This is a genomic window from Psychrobacter sp. ENNN9_III, from assembly GCF_001462175.1.
In the GTDB taxonomy this organism is placed as follows: domain Bacteria; phylum Pseudomonadota; class Gammaproteobacteria; order Pseudomonadales; family Moraxellaceae; genus Psychrobacter.
In genome coordinates this window covers 1-18,298 of sequence record NZ_LNUO01000178.1, presented here as the reverse complement: position 1 = coordinate 18,298, position 18,298 = coordinate 1, and the positions used below count along the sequence as shown (strand labels likewise).

The 18,298-nt window shown below is 42.9% G+C and carries 12 protein-coding genes and 1 pseudogene; 8 read left to right on the top strand and 5 right to left on the bottom strand.

The genetic code is table 11. From position 1 onward, the window contains the following. The 8 genes from dnaQ to PENNN9_RS10990 form a co-directional block, all read left to right on the top strand. The coding region (gene dnaQ, locus PENNN9_RS11025; RefSeq protein ID WP_058369729.1) for a DNA polymerase III subunit epsilon at nucleotides 1-1,139 on the top strand (1,139 nt) is incomplete at its 5' end. Between the two features lie 128 nt (nucleotides 1,140-1,267). After that, nucleotides 1,268-2,947 carry a hypothetical protein gene (locus PENNN9_RS11020; protein WP_178379381.1) on the top strand — a complete coding sequence of 560 codons (1,680 nt, stop codon included), beginning with the start codon at nucleotides 1,268-1,270 and terminating at the stop codon, nucleotides 2,945-2,947. 61 nt (nucleotides 2,948-3,008) lie between these two features. Further along, nucleotides 3,009-4,004 (top strand): NAD(+) diphosphatase, encoded by a 996-nt coding sequence (nudC, locus tag PENNN9_RS11015; protein ID WP_058369727.1) that lies wholly within the window; start codon nucleotides 3,009-3,011, stop codon nucleotides 4,002-4,004. 142 nt (nucleotides 4,005-4,146) lie between these two features. Beyond that, nucleotides 4,147-5,025, top strand: a complete 879-nt coding sequence (locus PENNN9_RS11010) for an RnfABCDGE type electron transport complex subunit B (protein ID WP_058369726.1) — start codon at nucleotides 4,147-4,149, stop codon at nucleotides 5,023-5,025. Nucleotides 5,026-5,118: 93 nt separating this feature from the next. Beyond that, complete coding sequence (gene nth, locus PENNN9_RS11005) at nucleotides 5,119-5,814, top strand: endonuclease III (protein ID WP_058369725.1); 696 nt, start codon at nucleotides 5,119-5,121, stop codon at nucleotides 5,812-5,814. Between the two features lie 252 nt (nucleotides 5,815-6,066). Further along, entirely contained in the window at nucleotides 6,067-7,233 is a 1,167-nt protein-coding gene (metK, locus tag PENNN9_RS11000) for a methionine adenosyltransferase (protein ID WP_058369724.1), read from the top strand. A gap of 34 nt (nucleotides 7,234-7,267) precedes the next feature. Further along, nucleotides 7,268-7,648, top strand: coding sequence for a DUF3144 domain-containing protein (locus tag PENNN9_RS10995; protein WP_058369723.1), 381 nt, complete (start codon nucleotides 7,268-7,270; stop codon nucleotides 7,646-7,648). 275 nt (nucleotides 7,649-7,923) lie between these two features. Beyond that, entirely contained in the window at nucleotides 7,924-8,265 is a 342-nt protein-coding gene (locus tag PENNN9_RS10990) for a hypothetical protein (protein ID WP_058369722.1), read from the top strand. Nucleotides 8,266-8,370: 105 nt separating this feature from the next. On the opposite strand, the gene PENNN9_RS10985 is transcribed toward PENNN9_RS10990, so the two are convergent. From PENNN9_RS10985 to clpB, 5 genes and pseudogenes are all read right to left on the bottom strand, one after another. Continuing rightward, nucleotides 8,371-10,023 carry a BCCT family transporter gene (locus PENNN9_RS10985; RefSeq protein ID WP_058369721.1) on the bottom strand — a complete coding sequence of 551 codons (1,653 nt, stop codon included), beginning with the start codon at nucleotides 10,021-10,023 and terminating at the stop codon, nucleotides 8,371-8,373. Between the two features lie 245 nt (nucleotides 10,024-10,268). Continuing rightward, nucleotides 10,269-11,898, bottom strand: a pseudogene (locus PENNN9_RS10980) (BCCT family transporter). 157 nt (nucleotides 11,899-12,055) lie between these two features. Next, on the bottom strand, nucleotides 12,056-13,708 hold the full coding sequence (locus PENNN9_RS10975; RefSeq protein ID WP_058369720.1) for a BCCT family transporter: 1,653 nt from the start codon (nucleotides 13,706-13,708) through the stop codon (nucleotides 12,056-12,058). Nucleotides 13,709-14,017: 309 nt separating this feature from the next. After that, a complete protein-coding gene (locus PENNN9_RS10970; RefSeq protein ID WP_264752953.1) occupies nucleotides 14,018-15,256 on the bottom strand; it encodes a PQQ-dependent sugar dehydrogenase in 1,239 nt (412 codons plus the stop codon). A 140-nt stretch (nucleotides 15,257-15,396) separates the two neighbouring features. Next, entirely contained in the window at nucleotides 15,397-17,994 is a 2,598-nt protein-coding gene (clpB, locus tag PENNN9_RS10965; protein WP_058369718.1) for an ATP-dependent chaperone ClpB, read from the bottom strand. Between the last annotated feature and the right edge of the window lie 304 nt (nucleotides 17,995-18,298).

Sequence of the window (18,298 nt, the reverse complement as noted above, 5' to 3'; positions counted from 1 at the left end):
ACGCAGGCAATGAGAAAGCTGATGAGCTGGCCAATCTGGGCGTCACTTCTAGTAGCGAGCACTCATCTACAGCGCATTCTATAAATAGCTTTGAACCTATTGACGATGATATTGCTAAAAAAAAAGATAAAATAACCGCTAATGACTGGCTAAATAACGATCCATTAGGCTTTAATATGATGGATAATGATTTAGATGAAGAGTCGTACGAAACCCCTTTAGATGAGATGTCAGATAATAATGATTCAAAGCCTTTATCAGCCAAGCAACAACCAGACAATGCTACGCAGCCAGTGAGTATCGATACTATGATATCAGATGAGACGAATGCACACAGCGATACAACCAACATGTCAGTAGACTTGCCAAAATTCGATGGTGATACTGGTCGTGCTAACCCCAATTTTCGTCCGCTACTGCCAAAGCCTATCCATCGACACGAGCCCAATCGTCAGCTCATCATGGATACAGAGACGACAGGACTTGATCCTCTTAAAGGTGACCGCGTGATTGAGGTCGGTATTGTCGAGATGGTCGGTCGTAAGTTTACGGGCGAAAAGCTCCATGTTTATATCAACCCGCAGCGCGGTATGGATGAGGAGGTCATTCGTATTCACGGTATCTCCGAAGCTTTTTTGGCAGATAAGCCAACCTTCGATCAAGTTGCTAAGTCGTTATATGACTTTATGGATGGCGCAGAAATCATCGCTCACAACGCCACGTTTGATATGAACTTTTTAAGCATGGAGTTTAGTAAAGTTGGTCTGACAGACTTCGCCGAGCGTGTACAAGTGACTGACTCTTTGTTGATGGCAAAGCAGCAGTATCCTGGACAAAAAAACACCTTGGATGCTTTGGTGCGCCGGCTAGATGTCGGTAAGCAAGACCGTACTTTTCACGGTGCTTTATTAGATTCGGAGATCTTAGCTGAAGTTTATCTGGCAATGACGGGTGGACAGGTAACGTTAGCGATCGAAGAAGATACTCAAACAGAGGGTGGAAACACCGCTCATGCTAATTTTGCGAATTTGGCATCTTTATTGCTAGAGTCAACCGTAGACAACCATGCCAATCAAAACTGGTTTGCAGGTTTAGCAGAAGATTACCCTGAATTAAACGCTAGGCTATCGCAGTGGTAGAGCGTGTTACTGCGCATAATTGGTCGGGCTAAGCCAGTCATTTGTCTAATGACATACTAAAAAGCCCACTTTTATCAATAACTATCTGCTGCTAGAGTCGACTCTATCAACACTTTATGGAAAAAACTATGAGCCAGTCTGAGCAAACAATGTTGACCACCCCTGCCCTTAGTATCACTAACTTTAACTTGCCCTCTCTACATCTGCTGCATAATGAGATTACGGTCATTCTAAAAGATACTGAAAATCATCTTAGCGAATTTAACGATGATCACGAACAAGTCTCTTTATTGTTAGACTCTATTAGCGTATTAACACAACTGTCTTGTATTTTTAAATTGATTGCATTGACTGGCGGACAGCTACTAAGTACGGCTATCGCACAAGGTCTACAACAACTTTATGACAATAATAACAACAGTGACACCGCTTTGATTATGGATTTGTCAGAGGCGATCATGACACTTGATCGTTATGTTGAATTTGTACTATTGACCGAGACAGTTGAGCCAACTCTACTCTTGCCAATTATTAACAAACTATATGCTCATAGTCAGCAAGATACGATCGATGCCGATTATTTTTCTGATTTTGGTAGCAGCAGCGTCATCATTGCCAATCCTGAACAGAACTTCAAACCTTTAAGCGAGCTAAATCTCGATAGTGATTTACTCGCTAATGCTTATCGTAGTGGTCTAAATGTGGTCCTTGCCAAACATGCGCCACTAACAGCAGATGCCCAGCAAAAACTTAATGCCATGAGTGCTGCTTGTGCAATGATTGCCGCCCACACTGACAGTTTGTTTTGGCAAGCGGCAACGGCTGCTGTCACAGATATCAAAGACATCTTACCGTTAAGTGCTAGTCAAAAACATACACTTATCTACTTAGAGCAGCAGTTTCATAGCTACTTGCCAGTAATGGACGCCCGTTTTGCAGACTTAGTGAGTTTTGCTTGCCAGCGCGATAATCAACAAGCGCAAAAGCTACGTACTCAGTATGCAAATAATCGGATTGAGTCGTCACAGCTTACGCAGATGCAACGCTTCTTGTTTGGACCAAACCGTGCCATTACTGACACGCTAAATGATATTATTCAAAACCAAATCAGCACTGTTAAAGAAAAAGTCGATAGTTATGCCCGCGGTGATACACTTAGCCCTGCGGCGGTACAAGTAAGCTCAATAGCTGCCGATCTTATAGAGCTGGGCTCAGCATTGCAGTTATTATGCTTAGCTGATGCGGCAACTTCACTCAAAAATGTAGCCTCATCTGTAGCAAAATGGCAGACGCCAACACCTGATGAGTTTGATTATCTACTATTAGCACTGATGCATGCAGAGAACGCTTCGAACGCGATGGCAAAAATACACACTCCAGGCGCTATTCATTTGGCAACGCATAGTCAGCATATCTCATTACACCAAATCGATACGGCCTATGATACGTTGGTACAAGAGAGCCGTACAGCTCTATCAAGTGCAGAGCAAGCAATTAACGATTATTTAATGGATGACAATCGTGACCTGCTCAACATCGAAAACATACCTGATCTGATACATCAAGTCGCAGGCGCAATACGCTTCTTACAATTGCCTACACCCGCAAATATGCTTGGCCAGTTGACCACCAATATGCAAAAACGTCTTGAAAGTGGTCAAAGTATAGATGATCGTACACTTGCTCATATAGCTGATGTACTTATGGCAGTAGACTATCGCTTAGATGGTTTTGAGAACAACCATCCTGTGAGCAAAAAATCGCTTGATGTTGCTCAGGATAGTTTAAGCCAACTACTTGCCGCTTAACTGTTACAAATAAATACAAGCAACTTTTAGGCAACCCTCTTGCTGCTTTGGATAGCTATTTATGACTACCGCCTTTGTGATTAATAACGAGACTGTACTGTGCCGCTATACTACAAAAGGCTGGCGACCTCTGCAATTTCCTGTTTTGGCTATTAACAGTGATATTGTCAAAAAAGACCAAGCAGCAGAGTCATCAATTAAGCTTTATCAGGTTGGCCGTGTGGAGTTACTGGCAAGCTTAGCAGCAAGCAATTGGGAGACTAATGAGTCGCTAGCATTGGATACAAGCCCTGAGCCTATTGATGGCGATGATGTACCTGCTACCATTGCCATTACTTATGATTATGCGCAAACTCACGGCATTGCTATTCCCAACTTAACTAAAGACTCCCATGAGTCAACTGTATTGCAGACGCCATTAGCCCGTACTGACGAGATAAACTTCATTACTTATAGGCAGCTTATCACCCAGCTACCAGTTGCTCTCTCGACGCAGCTGAGCCAAGCGATTCAATTGCTGCGCTGGCAAGCAGATACTCAGTTTTGTAGTCGCTGCAGCGCTTCGGTTACGGTAGCCAAATTTGGCGAGCGTGCGATGGTCTGTCCAGTCTGCCGCTTACGCCAGTATCCACGAGTACAACCTTGTGTCATCACAGCCATCACCCGTCCAAACCCACAAACCGGTGAGATGCAGATACTCTTGGCACACCATCACCGCTATGGTCGACCAAGCACGCAGCTTCAATATGGCTTGATTGCAGGCTTTGTAGAAGTAGGTGAAAGTCTAGAGCATGCCGTAATGCGAGAGGTGTTAGAAGAAGTAGGTATTCGCTTGACTGACATCCACTATGTCAGTAGCCAACCATGGCCATTTCCCTCAAACTTAATGCTAGGGTTTCGAGCGTCTTACACTAGCGGTCAGATAGTCATACAAGAAGATGAGCTCTCGCACGCCGACTTTTTTGATATCTCAAACTTACCAAAGATACCTTTTAAGGGCAGTATTGCTTACGATTTAATTGCGCAAATTGCTCACGAACAAGGCATAATACTTTAGCTTTATAGAATATATTAGCGTGTAATCAGTAGCATGCCATTATGAACAATACTCTTTTATGATAGATTATCTATACTAGTAGCTACCAATAGTATAGTAGCTCTCACCCATTCTTTACGCCAGTTTTAAGGCCTTTGATTAAATGCCCAGTGATATTCATACTCGTCTAACAAACTTGCCCATACTGTTTGATACGTTAACTTTAGAGACGCTCCCAGCTGACACACAACAGCAAATTGCGTATGTAGATTCGTGTCTACCCCAGACCCAGTGCGGTCTTTGCGATCATCCCGATGGGTGTCTACCTTATGCTACCGCTATCGTTATAAATGGTGAACCACATAATAAATGTGTGCCTGGAGGTCAACCTGTTAGTGATGCAATTGCCCTTATTTTAGACGCAGATCATGATACTTTGGATACGGTCTTTTCACAGAACCAAACCTCAAGTAGTGAGCACGAACGCTTGATTGCTGTACCGTCAAAGTGGCCAATAGACCCTACGACCGAGCGTCCGCATGAAGTACGTGCCATCATTCGTGAAGATGATTGTATCGGTTGTACGAAGTGCATCCCTGCCTGCCCAGTCGATGCTATCGTCGGTACTGGCAAACATATGCATACGATTTTTACAGATTTATGCACCGGTTGTGAGTTGTGTATCGCACCCTGCCCTGTGGACTGCATTGATCTTGTACCTATCGAGCGTGAATTGTCAGCAGCAGAGCGCCTCCAAGAACAAAATGAGCTGCGACAACGTTATCATACGCATCTTAGGCGCGTAACTGAGCAACTGGCCGACATTAACAATAGTAGACCTGTCGTCAGTATGGTAGAAGCCAAGCTAAATAACGCCAGCGCACAAGCGATTGACATTGATGAGCAGCAAGCAAAAAACACTATTGCTGCCGCCAAACTACGTACCAAAATCAAAAAACTAGAAAAACAGCTAAGCGTCCGTCCTAATCCAGAGAAAAGTGCCGAGTTGGCTACGTTGCAAGATCAACTGTCTCAGTTATAATTTGTCCGTATTCTGTTATCTTATTTGATCTAATTTAGTATCGACCTTAACCACTATTAACATCAACAGCTATAAAAATATTGTCTATATCCTATGAGTAAAACTGTCAAACACAAAACTGCAGACACACCGCCATCGAGACGATTACCCAATCGTAACGTACGACCGTTCTTTGAGAAGTTGGCTGCTACTATTGACGATCCCATTACCGAATTAAACTACAGTAATAATTTTGAGCTACTTATCGCAGTCATACTCTCTGCACAAGCGACTGATGTGAGTGTCAATATTGCAACCCAGCAGCTATACCCTGTCGCCAATACTCCTGAGGCCATATTGGCATTGGGTGAAGAAGGCCTAAAATCTTATATCAAAAATATTGGCTTATATAATGCCAAAGCCAAAAATGTGATCAAAGCCTGTCGCGATTTAATAGAGAAATTTGACAGCACCGTACCTGATAACCGTAAAGACTTAGAGTCGCTCGCTGGTGTGGGGCGCAAAACCGCTAACGTGGTCTTGAACACAGCCTTTGGACAACCAACAATGGCAGTCGATACGCATATTTTCCGTGTTAGCAATCGCACGGGGCTGGCCACTGGTAAGAACGTATTGATGGTAGAGAAAAGACTGGTCGAGCGCATTCCAGAAGACCTATTGGTTGACGCTCATCACTATCTCATCTTACATGGGCGCTATACCTGTCAAGCGCGTACCCCTAAATGCGGCGCCTGTCCGGTTTATGAAGAATGCATGTTTAAGGACAAAGCTACGTTTGTAGAGATTTGAAATTCTTTATAGCTAGTATTGTCTAATAGAGATAACCCAACTCAAAGAAAAACAATACAGATAACTATTAGCAGAAATTTAGCCAACTCGATGATTTTTACGATTGATAGCAACAATAGCTACACTAGAGTTTTCACTCGATTCACGGTAAAATGTGCTAATTTTTTGGTTCACTTTTGCCTCTTATTTTCCGTTAACATTCAATTATGACTGATTTAGTAATGACAGTCCTTGCAATTAAGCGATCTAACTATGCGTGAATACAACTTATTTACATCTGAATCTGTAAGCGAAGGCCATCCTGATAAAATGGCCGACCAAATCTCAGACGCTATCCTTGACGCCATCTTACGTGAAGACATCCAAGCTCGCGTAGCATGCGAGACGCTGGTCAAAACTGGTGCAGTGATACTAGCAGGCGAAGTGACCACTACCGCCAACATTGATTTGGAGCGTATTGTACGTGATACGGTCAATGGTATTGGTTATCATCACTCAGATCTTGGTTTTGATGGTGAGACTTGCGCAGTGATCAACATGCTTGGCAAGCAATCACCTGAAATCGCTCAAGGTGTCGATCGTAACAGCCCAGAAGAGCAAGGCGCTGGTGATCAAGGCTTGATGTTTGGTTATGCTAGCAATGAAACCGATGTGTTAATGCCTGCTCCTATCGAGTTTGCACATCGTCTTATGGAGCGTCAGTCTGAGCTACGCCGTGCTGGTGACCTGCCTTGGTTACGTCCAGATGCAAAAGCACAAGTTACCTTAAAATATGATGGCAATCGTCCGACTGCAATTGATGCTGTGGTATTGTCTACTCAGCATGATCCAAGTATTTCGCAAAAAGATCTGCAAGAAGCAGTCATGGAATCTATCATCAAACAAGTACTGCCAGCCGACCTGTTGCATGCTGGTACTCGCTACCACATCAACCCAACTGGCAAGTTCGTTATTGGCGGACCTGTCGGTGATGCAGGCTTAACCGGACGTAAAATCATCGTCGATACCTACGGCGGTATGGCTCGCCACGGTGGCGGTGCCTTCAGTGGTAAAGACCCTTCAAAAGTCGATCGCAGTGCCGCTTATGCAGTACGTTATGTCGCCAAAAATATCGTCGCAGCAGGTTTGGCCGAGCGCTGTGAAGTACAAGTCAGCTACGCGATTGGAGTTGCTGAACCTACTTCTATATCAGTTAATACTTTTGGTACGAGTAAAATCAGCTCTGATGAAATCATTCGTCTGATTCGTACGCATTTTGACCTGCGCCCTTATGGCATTACCCAAATGCTAAACCTACTCCAGCCTATGTATCAACGCACAGCAACTTTCGGTCATTTTGGTCGCGTCGGCTCTGATACTGCTTTTACTTGGGAAAAAACAGACAAAGCTGAATTACTAAAAGCAGATGCAGGTTTATAAACCCATATTTACAGACACTCAATAGGAGTTGCTTATGTCTCAAGACAATATTGATAACAACGCTCAAAACCAAAATTTAAACGACAATGCTGAAGCGATGACTGAAATCACCCCTGAAATGCAGGCGTTTTATCAGCGTGCCGATGCTATTATCGGGGTTGCAAATAGTCAATTGGGTCCTGAAGCTCATTCAGGGCAAGTCGGTGCTTCATTACTTTATGCAGCAGCGCGTTATAGCGCTTCGGTCGCCTCTATTGGCTTTGTGAAAGGTGATGACTTTGCAAAAGAAAAAGACGACATCGTAGAGTTTTACGTTAAACAGTACCGTCAGATGCTAAGTGATAATTTGACCGATTATGCGCAAAACTTTGACAAATATGTACAGCTTAACCAAGATGATAAGTCATCTAAGTAACTACTTTATTATTTAATATTTAAACAAAACCCCAGCCTATTTATAGACTGGGGTTTTTTATTGGCTATCTTTTTAGCAAGTGACTGACTACAATTAGGCTAATACTTAGGTTACTTGGGCCATTCAAGCTTAGGCCGTCATTAACTTATAAAAGCAGATAAAGCAGAATAGTCTGCTATACAACCGATTATTAGCTTATCTACTACAACAGGACGTTGTAGGTTTCATAAATTACAACTTCCACAAATTATGATCTTCATAAATAAGGATATATTATGTTTAATAATAATTTTTTGACATCCGGGCGCTCATGCTTGTCGTTACTAGGAATATCCGTCGCGATGACCTTAGTAGGCTGTAGCAATATACCGAGTGTCGCCGAGCCCGACACCACTCCAATTCATACACCAGCCACTAATCAACCAGCGCCTAGCGATGAATTGTTTACTGAGTGTCCGCCTCACAACCCAGAGCAAAACATATGTACCATGCAATACGACCCTGTTTGCGTAACCACGAAAGTTGGCTCGACCATCAGTTATCGCACAGCGGGCAACGCCTGCTCAGCCTGTGGCACAACTGCAGCGATAGGTTATATACCAGGCAAGTGCGTCTAAGCTTTTAGGAGTCCTGCATAAAAACTCAGCCTGATAATCATAAAAAGACCCCAGCTTATATATAAACTGGGGTCTTTTATTATTCATGTTATTTATGCAATCTTACTAATCGGACTTAGTAATTTTAGGAGGGCCTTTTAGCAAATGTTCATCACGGAACTCATTCGCTGAATTGTGTTCTGCCGACTCCTCAGTGACAAACCACTGCTGATTGCGATATAACACCAGACGATCTCGGCTCAAGCCGCGAAGTAGTGCATACATCATGACCAGCATAACAATAGCAAATGGGAATCCTGACACTATAGCAGCAGCCTGCAATGCCCCTAACCCCCCTGCTGCTAACAATATCGCTGCGATAACGCCTTCAGTTCCTGCCCAAAACAGACGCTGAATCTTGGGTGGATTGGTATCACCACCTGACGTCAACATATCAATGACGAAGCTGGCGGAGTCGGACGAGGTCACAAACCATAGTACGATCATTATAATAATCAAGGCGGTTGCTGCTTGAGTAAACGGATAGGTTTCCATTAATTTAAAGATAGCACTACCGGTATCTGCTCTCACTGCCTCAACCAGTCCAGGACTGACAATATCAGGGCTGACTGCAGCAGTCAGCTCCATGTGTACTGCCGATCCACCAAAGGCTGTAAACCATAAGAATAATATGGTAACCGGAATTAATAATACCCCTAATATAAACTCACGAATAGTGCGACCACGAGAGATACGAGCGACGAATACGCCAACGAACGGTGACCAGCTAATCCACCATGCCCAATAAAAAATCGTCCATGAAGATTGCCAGTTTTCTTGACCTTCATAAGACTCTGTCCATAAAGCTAGCGGAATAACTTGATGCAGATAATTACCGATATTCTCTACAAAACTATTAAATATAAACTGCGTTGGACCTAAAATAATCACAAAGCTTAATAACACGATAGTCAAAAAGATATTAATATCACTTAAACGCTTAATACCTTTATCCAGTCCCATCAATAAAGACAACCCAGCAAGCGCTGTAATAACCGCAATCAAGACAATCTGTACGGTGATATTATTAGGAATACCAAATAGACTCTCAAGACCAGAGTTTATCTGTAACACGCCTAGACCTAAGGTTGTGACCACCCCAAACATTGTGCCAAACACAGCTAAGGTATCGACAGTATGACCCCAACGCCCATAGATTCTTTGACCTAACAATGGATAGAGCGTTGAGCGAATTGCCAGTGGCAAACCGCGGCGATAGTGAAAATAAGCCAACGCTAAAGCCACCATGCCATAAATCGCCCACACATGAATACCGTAATGCAAAAAAGAGATGTTCATTGCAAGCTTAGCAGATGCGACTGTCTCTCCTTCACCAAGTGGCGGCGCCATAAAGTGGTACAACGGCTCAGCCGTACCCCAATAAAGCAAACCAATACCGATACCCGCTGAAAACAACATACCAATCCAAGATATGAGTTTGTATTCCGGCTTTTCCATCTGATGTCCGAGCCTGATATCACCATATCGGCTGAATATCAAATAGATACTCATGACCACGGCTAAGTTGACTACCACAATAAAGAACCAGCCAAAACGCATTGAGATAAACGCTTTTGCTTGCCCAAACACTACGCTTGCCAGCTCATTAAAAAAGGCACCAAAGATGATAAATGCGACAATTAAAATCGCTGAAGACAGAAATACTGGTTTACTTACCCTTGGAAAAGGGCCCAATCGACCAACCTTGACGTGATCCATAGATTTTTCCAAACTTAAAAGAGCGTCACCCTATCAAGATATTAACCATTTATCAAACACAACATCGTTACGACTGACTGTAAAGTGAGAAATAAGTCATAAAAGCCAAGATTCTGTTTATCGACAAGTACGGCTTGAAGGTAGTCTTACTCTATTCAGTGCTTTGTTGGCTATATTAACTAATAAAACCCCAATCTACGAATAGATTGAGGTTTTGTTTCGAGACATTCAGTGGTTACTATGATTTAGTCACCTTTAGCAATCTCAGGTGGCCCGTCCAATAGCTCTTCATCAACGAATTCGTTCGCTGTATTGTGCTCAACTGACTCTTCAGTGATAAACCTCTGCTCTGCACGGTACAATATAAGCTCGTCACGATTGAACCCTCGTATCATAGCATATAGCATGACAAAGACGACGATAGCGAACGGGAAACCTGCCACGATAGCAGCTGCTTGTAGAGCGCCTAAGCCGCCCGCTGCCAACAGAATAGCAGCAACAAAGCCTTGAGTTATCGCCCAAAATAGACGTTGGATCTTGGGCGGATTGGTCTCACCACCTGCGGTTAGCATATCGATCACAAAACTTGCTGAATCTGATGAGGTCACAAACCATAAAACAATCATGATGATGATTAACATCGTTGTGGCTTGCGTAAATGGATAGAACTCCATCAATTTAAAAATCGCATTACCATAGTCATTTTGTACCACTTCAATGAATCCAGGATTGCCAATCAGCTCCATATTTACAGCCACACCGCCGAAGGTTGTGAACCAGAAAAACAGAATAACCATAGGAATAAATAATACACCTAACAAGAATTCACGAATGGTACGGCCACGGCTAATACGAGCGATAAACACGCCAACAAATGGTGACCAGCTAATCCACCAAGCCCAATAGAAAATGGTCCATGATGACTGCCAATCGCCCTTACTATAAGCTTCACTCCAAAAGCCTAACTGAACGATATTTTGTACATAGTTACCGACGTTTTCAACCAAGCTGTCCATGATGTATTGGGTTGGACCCATGATAAAAGCAAACGCTAGCAACACAAAGGTCAAAACAATATTGGTATCACTAAGACGCTTGATGCCTTTATCCAATCCCATTAATAAAGAACCACAGGCAAGCATAGTAATAAAAGCAATCAGGATAATTTGTACAGGTACCGAATTTGGTATACCAAACAATCCCTCAAGCCCTGAATTGATTTGTAATACACCAAAACCCAAGGTTGTGACGACACCAAACATCGTACCGAATACGGCTAAAGTATCAACAGCATGGCCCCACCCGCCATAAATCCTTTTACCCAATAACGGATACAAACTTGAGCGAATAGAGAGTGGTAGACCACGGCGAAAGTGAAAGTATGCCAAGGACAATGCCACGATGGCATAAATAGCCCAAGCATGGATACCATAATGCAGAAACGAGATGTTCATCGCTTGTTTGGCAGCTTCTACTGTCTCAGCTTCGCCAAGAGGTGGTGCCATAAAATGATATACAGGTTCTGCGGTGCCCCAGTACATGATACCGATACCAATACCTGCTGAGAACAACATACCGATCCAAGACGGCAGACTATATTGTGGCCTTTCAGTCTGATGACCCAAGCGGATGTCACCATACTTACTAAAAAATCAAATATAAACTTAAAACCACTGCCACGTTCATCAAGATAACGAACAGCCAGCCAAATCGCCGAGTAATGAAACCCTGTGCTGCAGCAAATACTGTATCAGCTAGCTCATGAAACAGAGCACCAAATATAATAAAACCCACGATTAAAACTGCCGAAGCAATAAAAACAGGCTTATTGACTCGTGGAAAAGGTCCTAAACGACCAATTTTGAGTTCACTCATAATACCTTCCTAAAATAGAGTTGTGCCACTATGTTTGGATATAAGTGACCTATCAAACCTAAAAATAAATATAATCACATAAAAATAGCCCTAAATGTGAGGGCTATCTGTGTATGACAATTACTGTAACAACAATGACGCTAGCAATTAATACGAGTTAGTCACCTTTGACAATCTTGGGCGGACCTTTTAATAAATCTTCATCAACGAACTCATTGGCAGTATTGTGATCTGCTGATTCTGCAGTGATGTAGTACTGTTGAGCTCTGTACAGTATCAATTGATCTCTACTTAAGCCGCGTAAAAGTGCGTACATCATTACAAATACAACCAAAGCAAATGGTAGACCTGCTACGATCGCTGCTGCCTGTAAAGCACTTAGCCCACCCGCTGCAAGTAAAACTGCGGCAATGACACCTTCAGTACTTGCCCAAAATAAACGCTGTATTTTTGGCGGATTGGTATCGCCACCGGCAGTTAGCATATCAATGACAAAGCTTGCCGAATCTGAGGATGTCACGAACCAAAGTATAATCATAATAACAATTATAAAAGTAATCGGTTTGGTTAACGGGTAATACTCAATCAGTTTAAAAATTGCACTACCAAAATCTGCTTGTACCGCTTCAACGAGTCCTGGACTAGCTAAAGTGGGATCAATAGCAGCGAGCAACTCCATATGAATAGCAACGCCGCCAAAAGTCGTAAACCAGAAAAACAAGATTGTTATTGGTATTAACATGACCCCCAACACGAACTCACGAATGGTACGGCCGCGACTAATACGTGCAATAAATATACCGACGAATGGCGCCCAACTTACCCACCACGCCCAATAAAATATCGTCCATGAAGACTGCCAATTTTCTTGACCTTCATAAGCCTCGCCCCACAGTCCGAGTGGAACAAACACTGATAAGTAATTACCAACATTTTCAAGGAAACTATCAAAGATGAATAACGTTGGTCCTAGGATGACCATAAAACCAAGTAAGATAGCCGTCAGCCCAATATTAATATCACTAAGACGCTTGATACCTTTATCTAAGCCCATTAAAACAGAAATAACGGCCAAAACCGTTATAAAAGCAATTAAAGCAATTTGTACTGTTAAACTGTTAGGCGTACCAAATAACTTCTCAAGTCCTGAGTTTATTTGCATAACGCCCAAACCCAAAGACGTTACAACGCCGAACATTGTCCCAAATACTGCTAAGATATCAACAGCATGCCCCCATCTACCAAAGATCTTCTTACCTAGTAAAGGATAAAGCGTTGAGCGAATTGATAGAGGTAGGCCGCGGCGATAATGGAAATAAGCAAGAGATAATGCGACAAACGCATATAGCGCCCAAGCATGTAGACCCCAATGTAAAAAGGTAAGATTTATTGCTTGTTTGGCGGTCTCTATACTATTTGGCTCGCCCAAAGGTGGAGCCATGAAATGATATAAAGGCTCAGCCGTGCCCCAATAAATCAGTCCAATACCGACACCAGCAGAAAACAACATGCCAATCCATGAAAATAGACTATATTGCGGTGCCTCTGTTTGAAGGCCCAAACGAATATCACCATAACGGCTCATGGCTAAATAAACACATATCGCTAAAGCTAGGTTCATTAATAAAATAAAGAGCCAGCCAAACTTGTCGGTTATAAAACCTTGTAAAAAACTAAAAAGTGCTCCAGCAGTCTCAGTAAATAGCACGCCAAAGATAATAAAGCCAACGATTAAAATGCTCGACGTAATAAAGACAGGTTTGCTCACTCGCGGAAACGGTCCTAGTCTCTCAACCTTTACATGGTCCATCTGTAAATTTGCCTTAATTTTTTAAGAGGCTAACAATAACAAGATATTTCATAACTATCAAATCTAATTCAAGTACTTACAAGTTTGCAACTGATTGCAATACTTCAGATTAACAGCTTGTAACAGAGTTGAAGACAGTAATTATAGTAAGCATTAAGCATTAAGCATTAAGCATTAAGCATTAAGCATTAATATTTGCTCTTAACTTATCGATTTTCTAACAATTTTAATCCTTGCTACATCAAAAGTTGGTTATCGTTAAAGCAACTATATGGTAAAAGCATATAGTTAAAATAAGCGTGAATATCTCTATTTTGACAAGAGCTGTAACAACCTACCATTATCGCCATCTTCTAGTACCCACACTTCGCCATCGACTGCTAAAACATCACGAATACGGGCGCCCATATCATAGCGATAACGCTCAGACGCTTCCCCTGTCTCTTTCATATCGACCACGATTAAAGCTTTAGATGATAAGCCACTCATAAGGGCATCTCCTTGCCATTCTGGAAAATCATCTTGATTACCAGCAGTATAGATACTGATGGACGAGGGTGAAATGACGGGTGTCCACGTAATCTTAGGCGGCTCGAACTCAGGACGGGTATCGTGATCAGGAATATCAGTGCCTGAATAGTTACGGCCATTAGAAACCACGGGCCAGCCATAGTTGTTGCCTTTTTTAATAAGATTAAATTCATCACCACCGCGTGGTCCCATCTCATTAGCCCACAATCTGCCTGACTCATCAAATGCCATACCAAGCACATTACGATGACCTATCGTCCAAAACTGTGAAGCAATGTTGCGAGTATTACCTGCAAATGGATTGTCTTTGGGCACAGATCCATCAGCGTTTAACCGAATTATTTTACCCAAATTAACGGTCATATCTTGCGCAGGGTCTTTTTTCTGCCGCTCTCCTGAACTGATGTATAAGTACTGCCCATCAGGAGAAAATAGCAATCGATGACTATAATGACCTTGGCCTTTTACTTTTGGAGTCTGCTGCCAAATTGGTGTGATGGCCTGCAGACTTGGCGCATCAGTATCTAACCCTACAAGTTTGGCTTTGATCACCTTAGCACCAAAAGTATTGTTGTCGGAACCGTCTCCTGCTTCGACATAACTAATATATACCATCTGATTCGTTGCAAAATCAGGCGCTAAAATAATATCGCCAAGACCACCCTGTCCGCCATAAGCCACACTTGGCACACCATTGACTTGGGTTTTATTACCCGTTTGAGTATCAACGATAAAGAGCTCGCCTGTTTTTTGAGTAACGAGTAATTTGAGGGGGTCATTTGCTGTTTTGGGTAGCGCAGTCATCGCCCATGGCTCATCAAAGGTCGCAAACTCTTTAGTCGTAAATTCAGGTTTGATAGTGCTTTTTTGGACATCATTAGCAGCATTATCGGACGCTTTTGTTTGCGTAGGTGCTGTATCGGTATTTACTGTAGTTGGGTTAGAACAAGCAGAGGCGCTAAATAGTAACGCTACTATGCTCAAAGGTATCTTTACGTGCTTGGTAGTGATTATCATCATGCTCTCCCTATCAATCTGCTTTTATCTAATATAGCAAGTGACAACCCTATCAAGGTACAAATTATGTTTTTGTACAAAAAAACCCCTTATCTGCTATTGCAAATAAGAGGTTGATTTTGTACTAAATTTTAGCGTTATTAACTCATTCTAAGCTTATCAAAGGTCAGCTTATCATCCACATCTACATCGACTTTGATAATGTCACCAGCGACAAAGTCACCTGCCAGCAATTTTAATGACAATGGGTTTTCAATCTCTTGCTGGATTGCACGTTTTAGCGGACGCGCACCATATACTGGGTCATAACCTACTGCGACCAACTGATTCATCGCCTCATCAGATAAGGTAATATCTAACTCACGATCTTGTAAACGGCGACGCAGACGCTCTAGTTGGATATCAGCAATGCCGGCCATTTGTTCTTGTCCGAGCGCATGGAACACTACAATCTCATCAATACGGTTTACAAACTCGGGACGGAAATGCTCACCAACCGACTCCATCACTGCCGCTTTAATGTCCTGGTAATCTTCACCGACCATCTCTTGGATCTTATGTGAACCCAAATTACTGGTCATAATGATGACAGTATTCTTAAAGTCTACAACGCGACCTTGCGAATCAGTCAAGCGCCCATCATCCAAAACTTGCAATAAGATATTGAACACATCAGGATGCGCTTTTTCTACCTCATCAAACAATATCACACTATAAGGCTTACGGCGTACAGCTTCTGTCAATGTACCACCTTCTTCGTAACCGACATAACCAGGAGGCGCACCTACCAAGCGGCTGACACTGTGCTTTTCCATAAACTCACTCATGTCGATACGCACCATCGCATCTTCACTATCGAATAAGAAGTTTGCCAAAGACTTAGTCAGCTCAGTCTTACCAACCCCTGTTGGTCCTAGGAATAAAAACGAGCCAGAAGGACGATTGGGGTCAGACAAGCCTGCACGGCTACGACGTACTGCATTAGCAACTGACTCGACCGCTTCATCCTGACCGATAACGCGCTCGTGGAGTTTGTCCTCCATCGCTAGCATCTTATCACGTTCACCTTGCATCATCTTACTGACAGGAATACCAGTCGCCGCTGCTACCACTTCAGCGATCTCATTATCGGTGACTTTATTACGCAGTAATTTTACACCTGTAGGCTCACCTGTCTGCTCTTCTTGCTCAGCCAGATCAGACTCATTGATACGGCGCTCAAGCTGTGGAATGGTCTCATACTGCAGTTTACTCATGGTCTCATAATCGCCTTCACGACTGGCTTTATCATAAGCAATACGCGCTTTATCAAGCTCATCTTTTAGCTGCTGACTGCCTTTGACCAAAGCTTTTTCTGCTTGCCAGACTTCATTAAGATCAGCGTATTCTTTTTCAAGCTCTTCTATTTGCGTATCAAGTACTTTACGCTCAGCTCGTGCGCCCGCATCTTCTTCATTTTTGAGCACTTCACGCTGCATCTTTAGCTGAATCAGACGGCTATCAAGTTTGCCTAAAGCTTCAGGTTTACTATCCATCTCCATACGCAGACGACTTGCCGCTTCATCAATCAAATCAATGGCCTTATCTGGCAATTTACGATCGGTAATATAGCGATGACTCATACGCGCCGCTGCGATAATCGCGCTGTCTTGAATGTCGACACCGTGATGCAGCTCATAACGCTCTTTTAGACCTCGCAAAATAGCAATTGTATCTTCAACCGTCGGCTCATCAACCAATACCTTTTGGAAACGACGCTCAAGCGCCGCGTCTTTTTCGATATATTGGCGATACTCATCCAAGGTCGTTGCCCCAACGCAATGTAGCTCACCGCGTGCTAATGCAGGCTTTAGCATGTTCCCTGCATCCATCGCGCCATCAGTTTTGCCCGCACCAACCATGGTATGCAGCTCATCAATAAACAAGATGACATTGCCTTCTTGCTTGGCCAAGTCACTCAGTACGCTTTTGAGACGCTCTTCAAACTCTCCGCGGAATTTCGCTCCAGCTATCAATGCGCCCAGATCTAAAGACAGCACTTCTTTATTACGCAATCCTTCTGGCACATCTTTTTGAATAATTTTTTGTGCTAGACCTTCAACGATAGCCGTCTTACCGACACCTGGCTCACCGATGAGTACGGGGTTGTTTTTGGTACGGCGCGAGAGAACCTGAATAGTACGGCGAATCTCTTCATCACGGCCGATGACGGGGTCGAGCTTGCCAAGCTCTGCTCGCTCGGTCAGATTTATCGTATACTTGTTGAGCGCATCACGCTGATCTTCAGCGTTTTGATTGTCTACTTTATCATTACCACGTAATTGCTCGATAACTGCTTTTAACTTATCAGCAGTCACGCCAGCACTCTCAAATATCTTTTTGGTCTCACCTTGTTCAGCCAGTGCCAATATGACCCATTCAGTGGCAATAAAATCATCACCAGCTTTTTGCGCTTGACGATCTGCAAGATTTAGAATTTTGACTGCGTTTGGGTTTAGGTTTACATCCCCTGTCGGCTCGCTAATCTTGGCTTGATTGTCTAATGCTTTTGCCACGCCATTTTTTAGTGCAGGAATAGAGGCACCTGCTTGCTGACAGATAGATAAATTGGATTCATCCTGCAGTAGAACGGCAAGCAAGTGCACTGGGTCAATGCCCGTATTATCACGTCCTAATGCCAAGCTTTGTGCCTCTTGGATAGCGGCCTGCAGCTTTTGCGTAAACTTTTCAAATCTCATAGGGTAATCCTTTTATAATTCATATTTTTTTAACAGTTTTTATAACAGGCCTATAATATACGCCCTCTGTTTGTCTGCTATATATATGCGGGATAATATCTTGCATTTCAACTAAAAATATATAGTGTCAATACTGGTTAATGACTTGTTGGTAACAGTGCAAAAATACTATTTATTGTTTAAACCTTACTCACAGTATTGGTATTGATTACAGATATTATTTGGTGTGTTTGGTAGGTATTTCAAGAGAATACTTCAAAATCAAAACGTTATAAAAAAAGGAAAAATTGTAAGGGGGCCCCGT

Coding starts and splice junctions, on each gene's coding strand:
- PENNN9_RS11020 (WP_178379381.1), top strand. CDS start 1,268: ATGAGCCAGTCTGAGCAAACAATGTTGACCACCCCTGCCCTTAGTATC.
- nudC (WP_058369727.1), top strand. CDS start 3,009: ATGACTACCGCCTTTGTGATTAATAACGAGACTGTACTGTGCCGCTAT.
- PENNN9_RS11010 (WP_058369726.1), top strand. CDS start 4,147: ATGCCCAGTGATATTCATACTCGTCTAACAAACTTGCCCATACTGTTT.
- nth (WP_058369725.1), top strand. CDS start 5,119: ATGAGTAAAACTGTCAAACACAAAACTGCAGACACACCGCCATCGAGA.
- metK (WP_058369724.1), top strand. CDS start 6,067: ATGCGTGAATACAACTTATTTACATCTGAATCTGTAAGCGAAGGCCAT.
- PENNN9_RS10995 (WP_058369723.1), top strand. CDS start 7,268: ATGTCTCAAGACAATATTGATAACAACGCTCAAAACCAAAATTTAAAC.
- PENNN9_RS10990 (WP_058369722.1), top strand. CDS start 7,924: ATGTTTAATAATAATTTTTTGACATCCGGGCGCTCATGCTTGTCGTTA.
- PENNN9_RS10985 (WP_058369721.1), bottom strand. CDS start 10,023: ATGGATCACGTCAAGGTTGGTCGATTGGGCCCTTTTCCAAGGGTAAGT.
- PENNN9_RS10975 (WP_058369720.1), bottom strand. CDS start 13,708: ATGGACCATGTAAAGGTTGAGAGACTAGGACCGTTTCCGCGAGTGAGC.
- PENNN9_RS10970 (WP_264752953.1), bottom strand. CDS start 15,256: ATGATAATCACTACCAAGCACGTAAAGATACCTTTGAGCATAGTAGCG.
- clpB (WP_058369718.1), bottom strand. CDS start 17,994: ATGAGATTTGAAAAGTTTACGCAAAAGCTGCAGGCCGCTATCCAAGAG.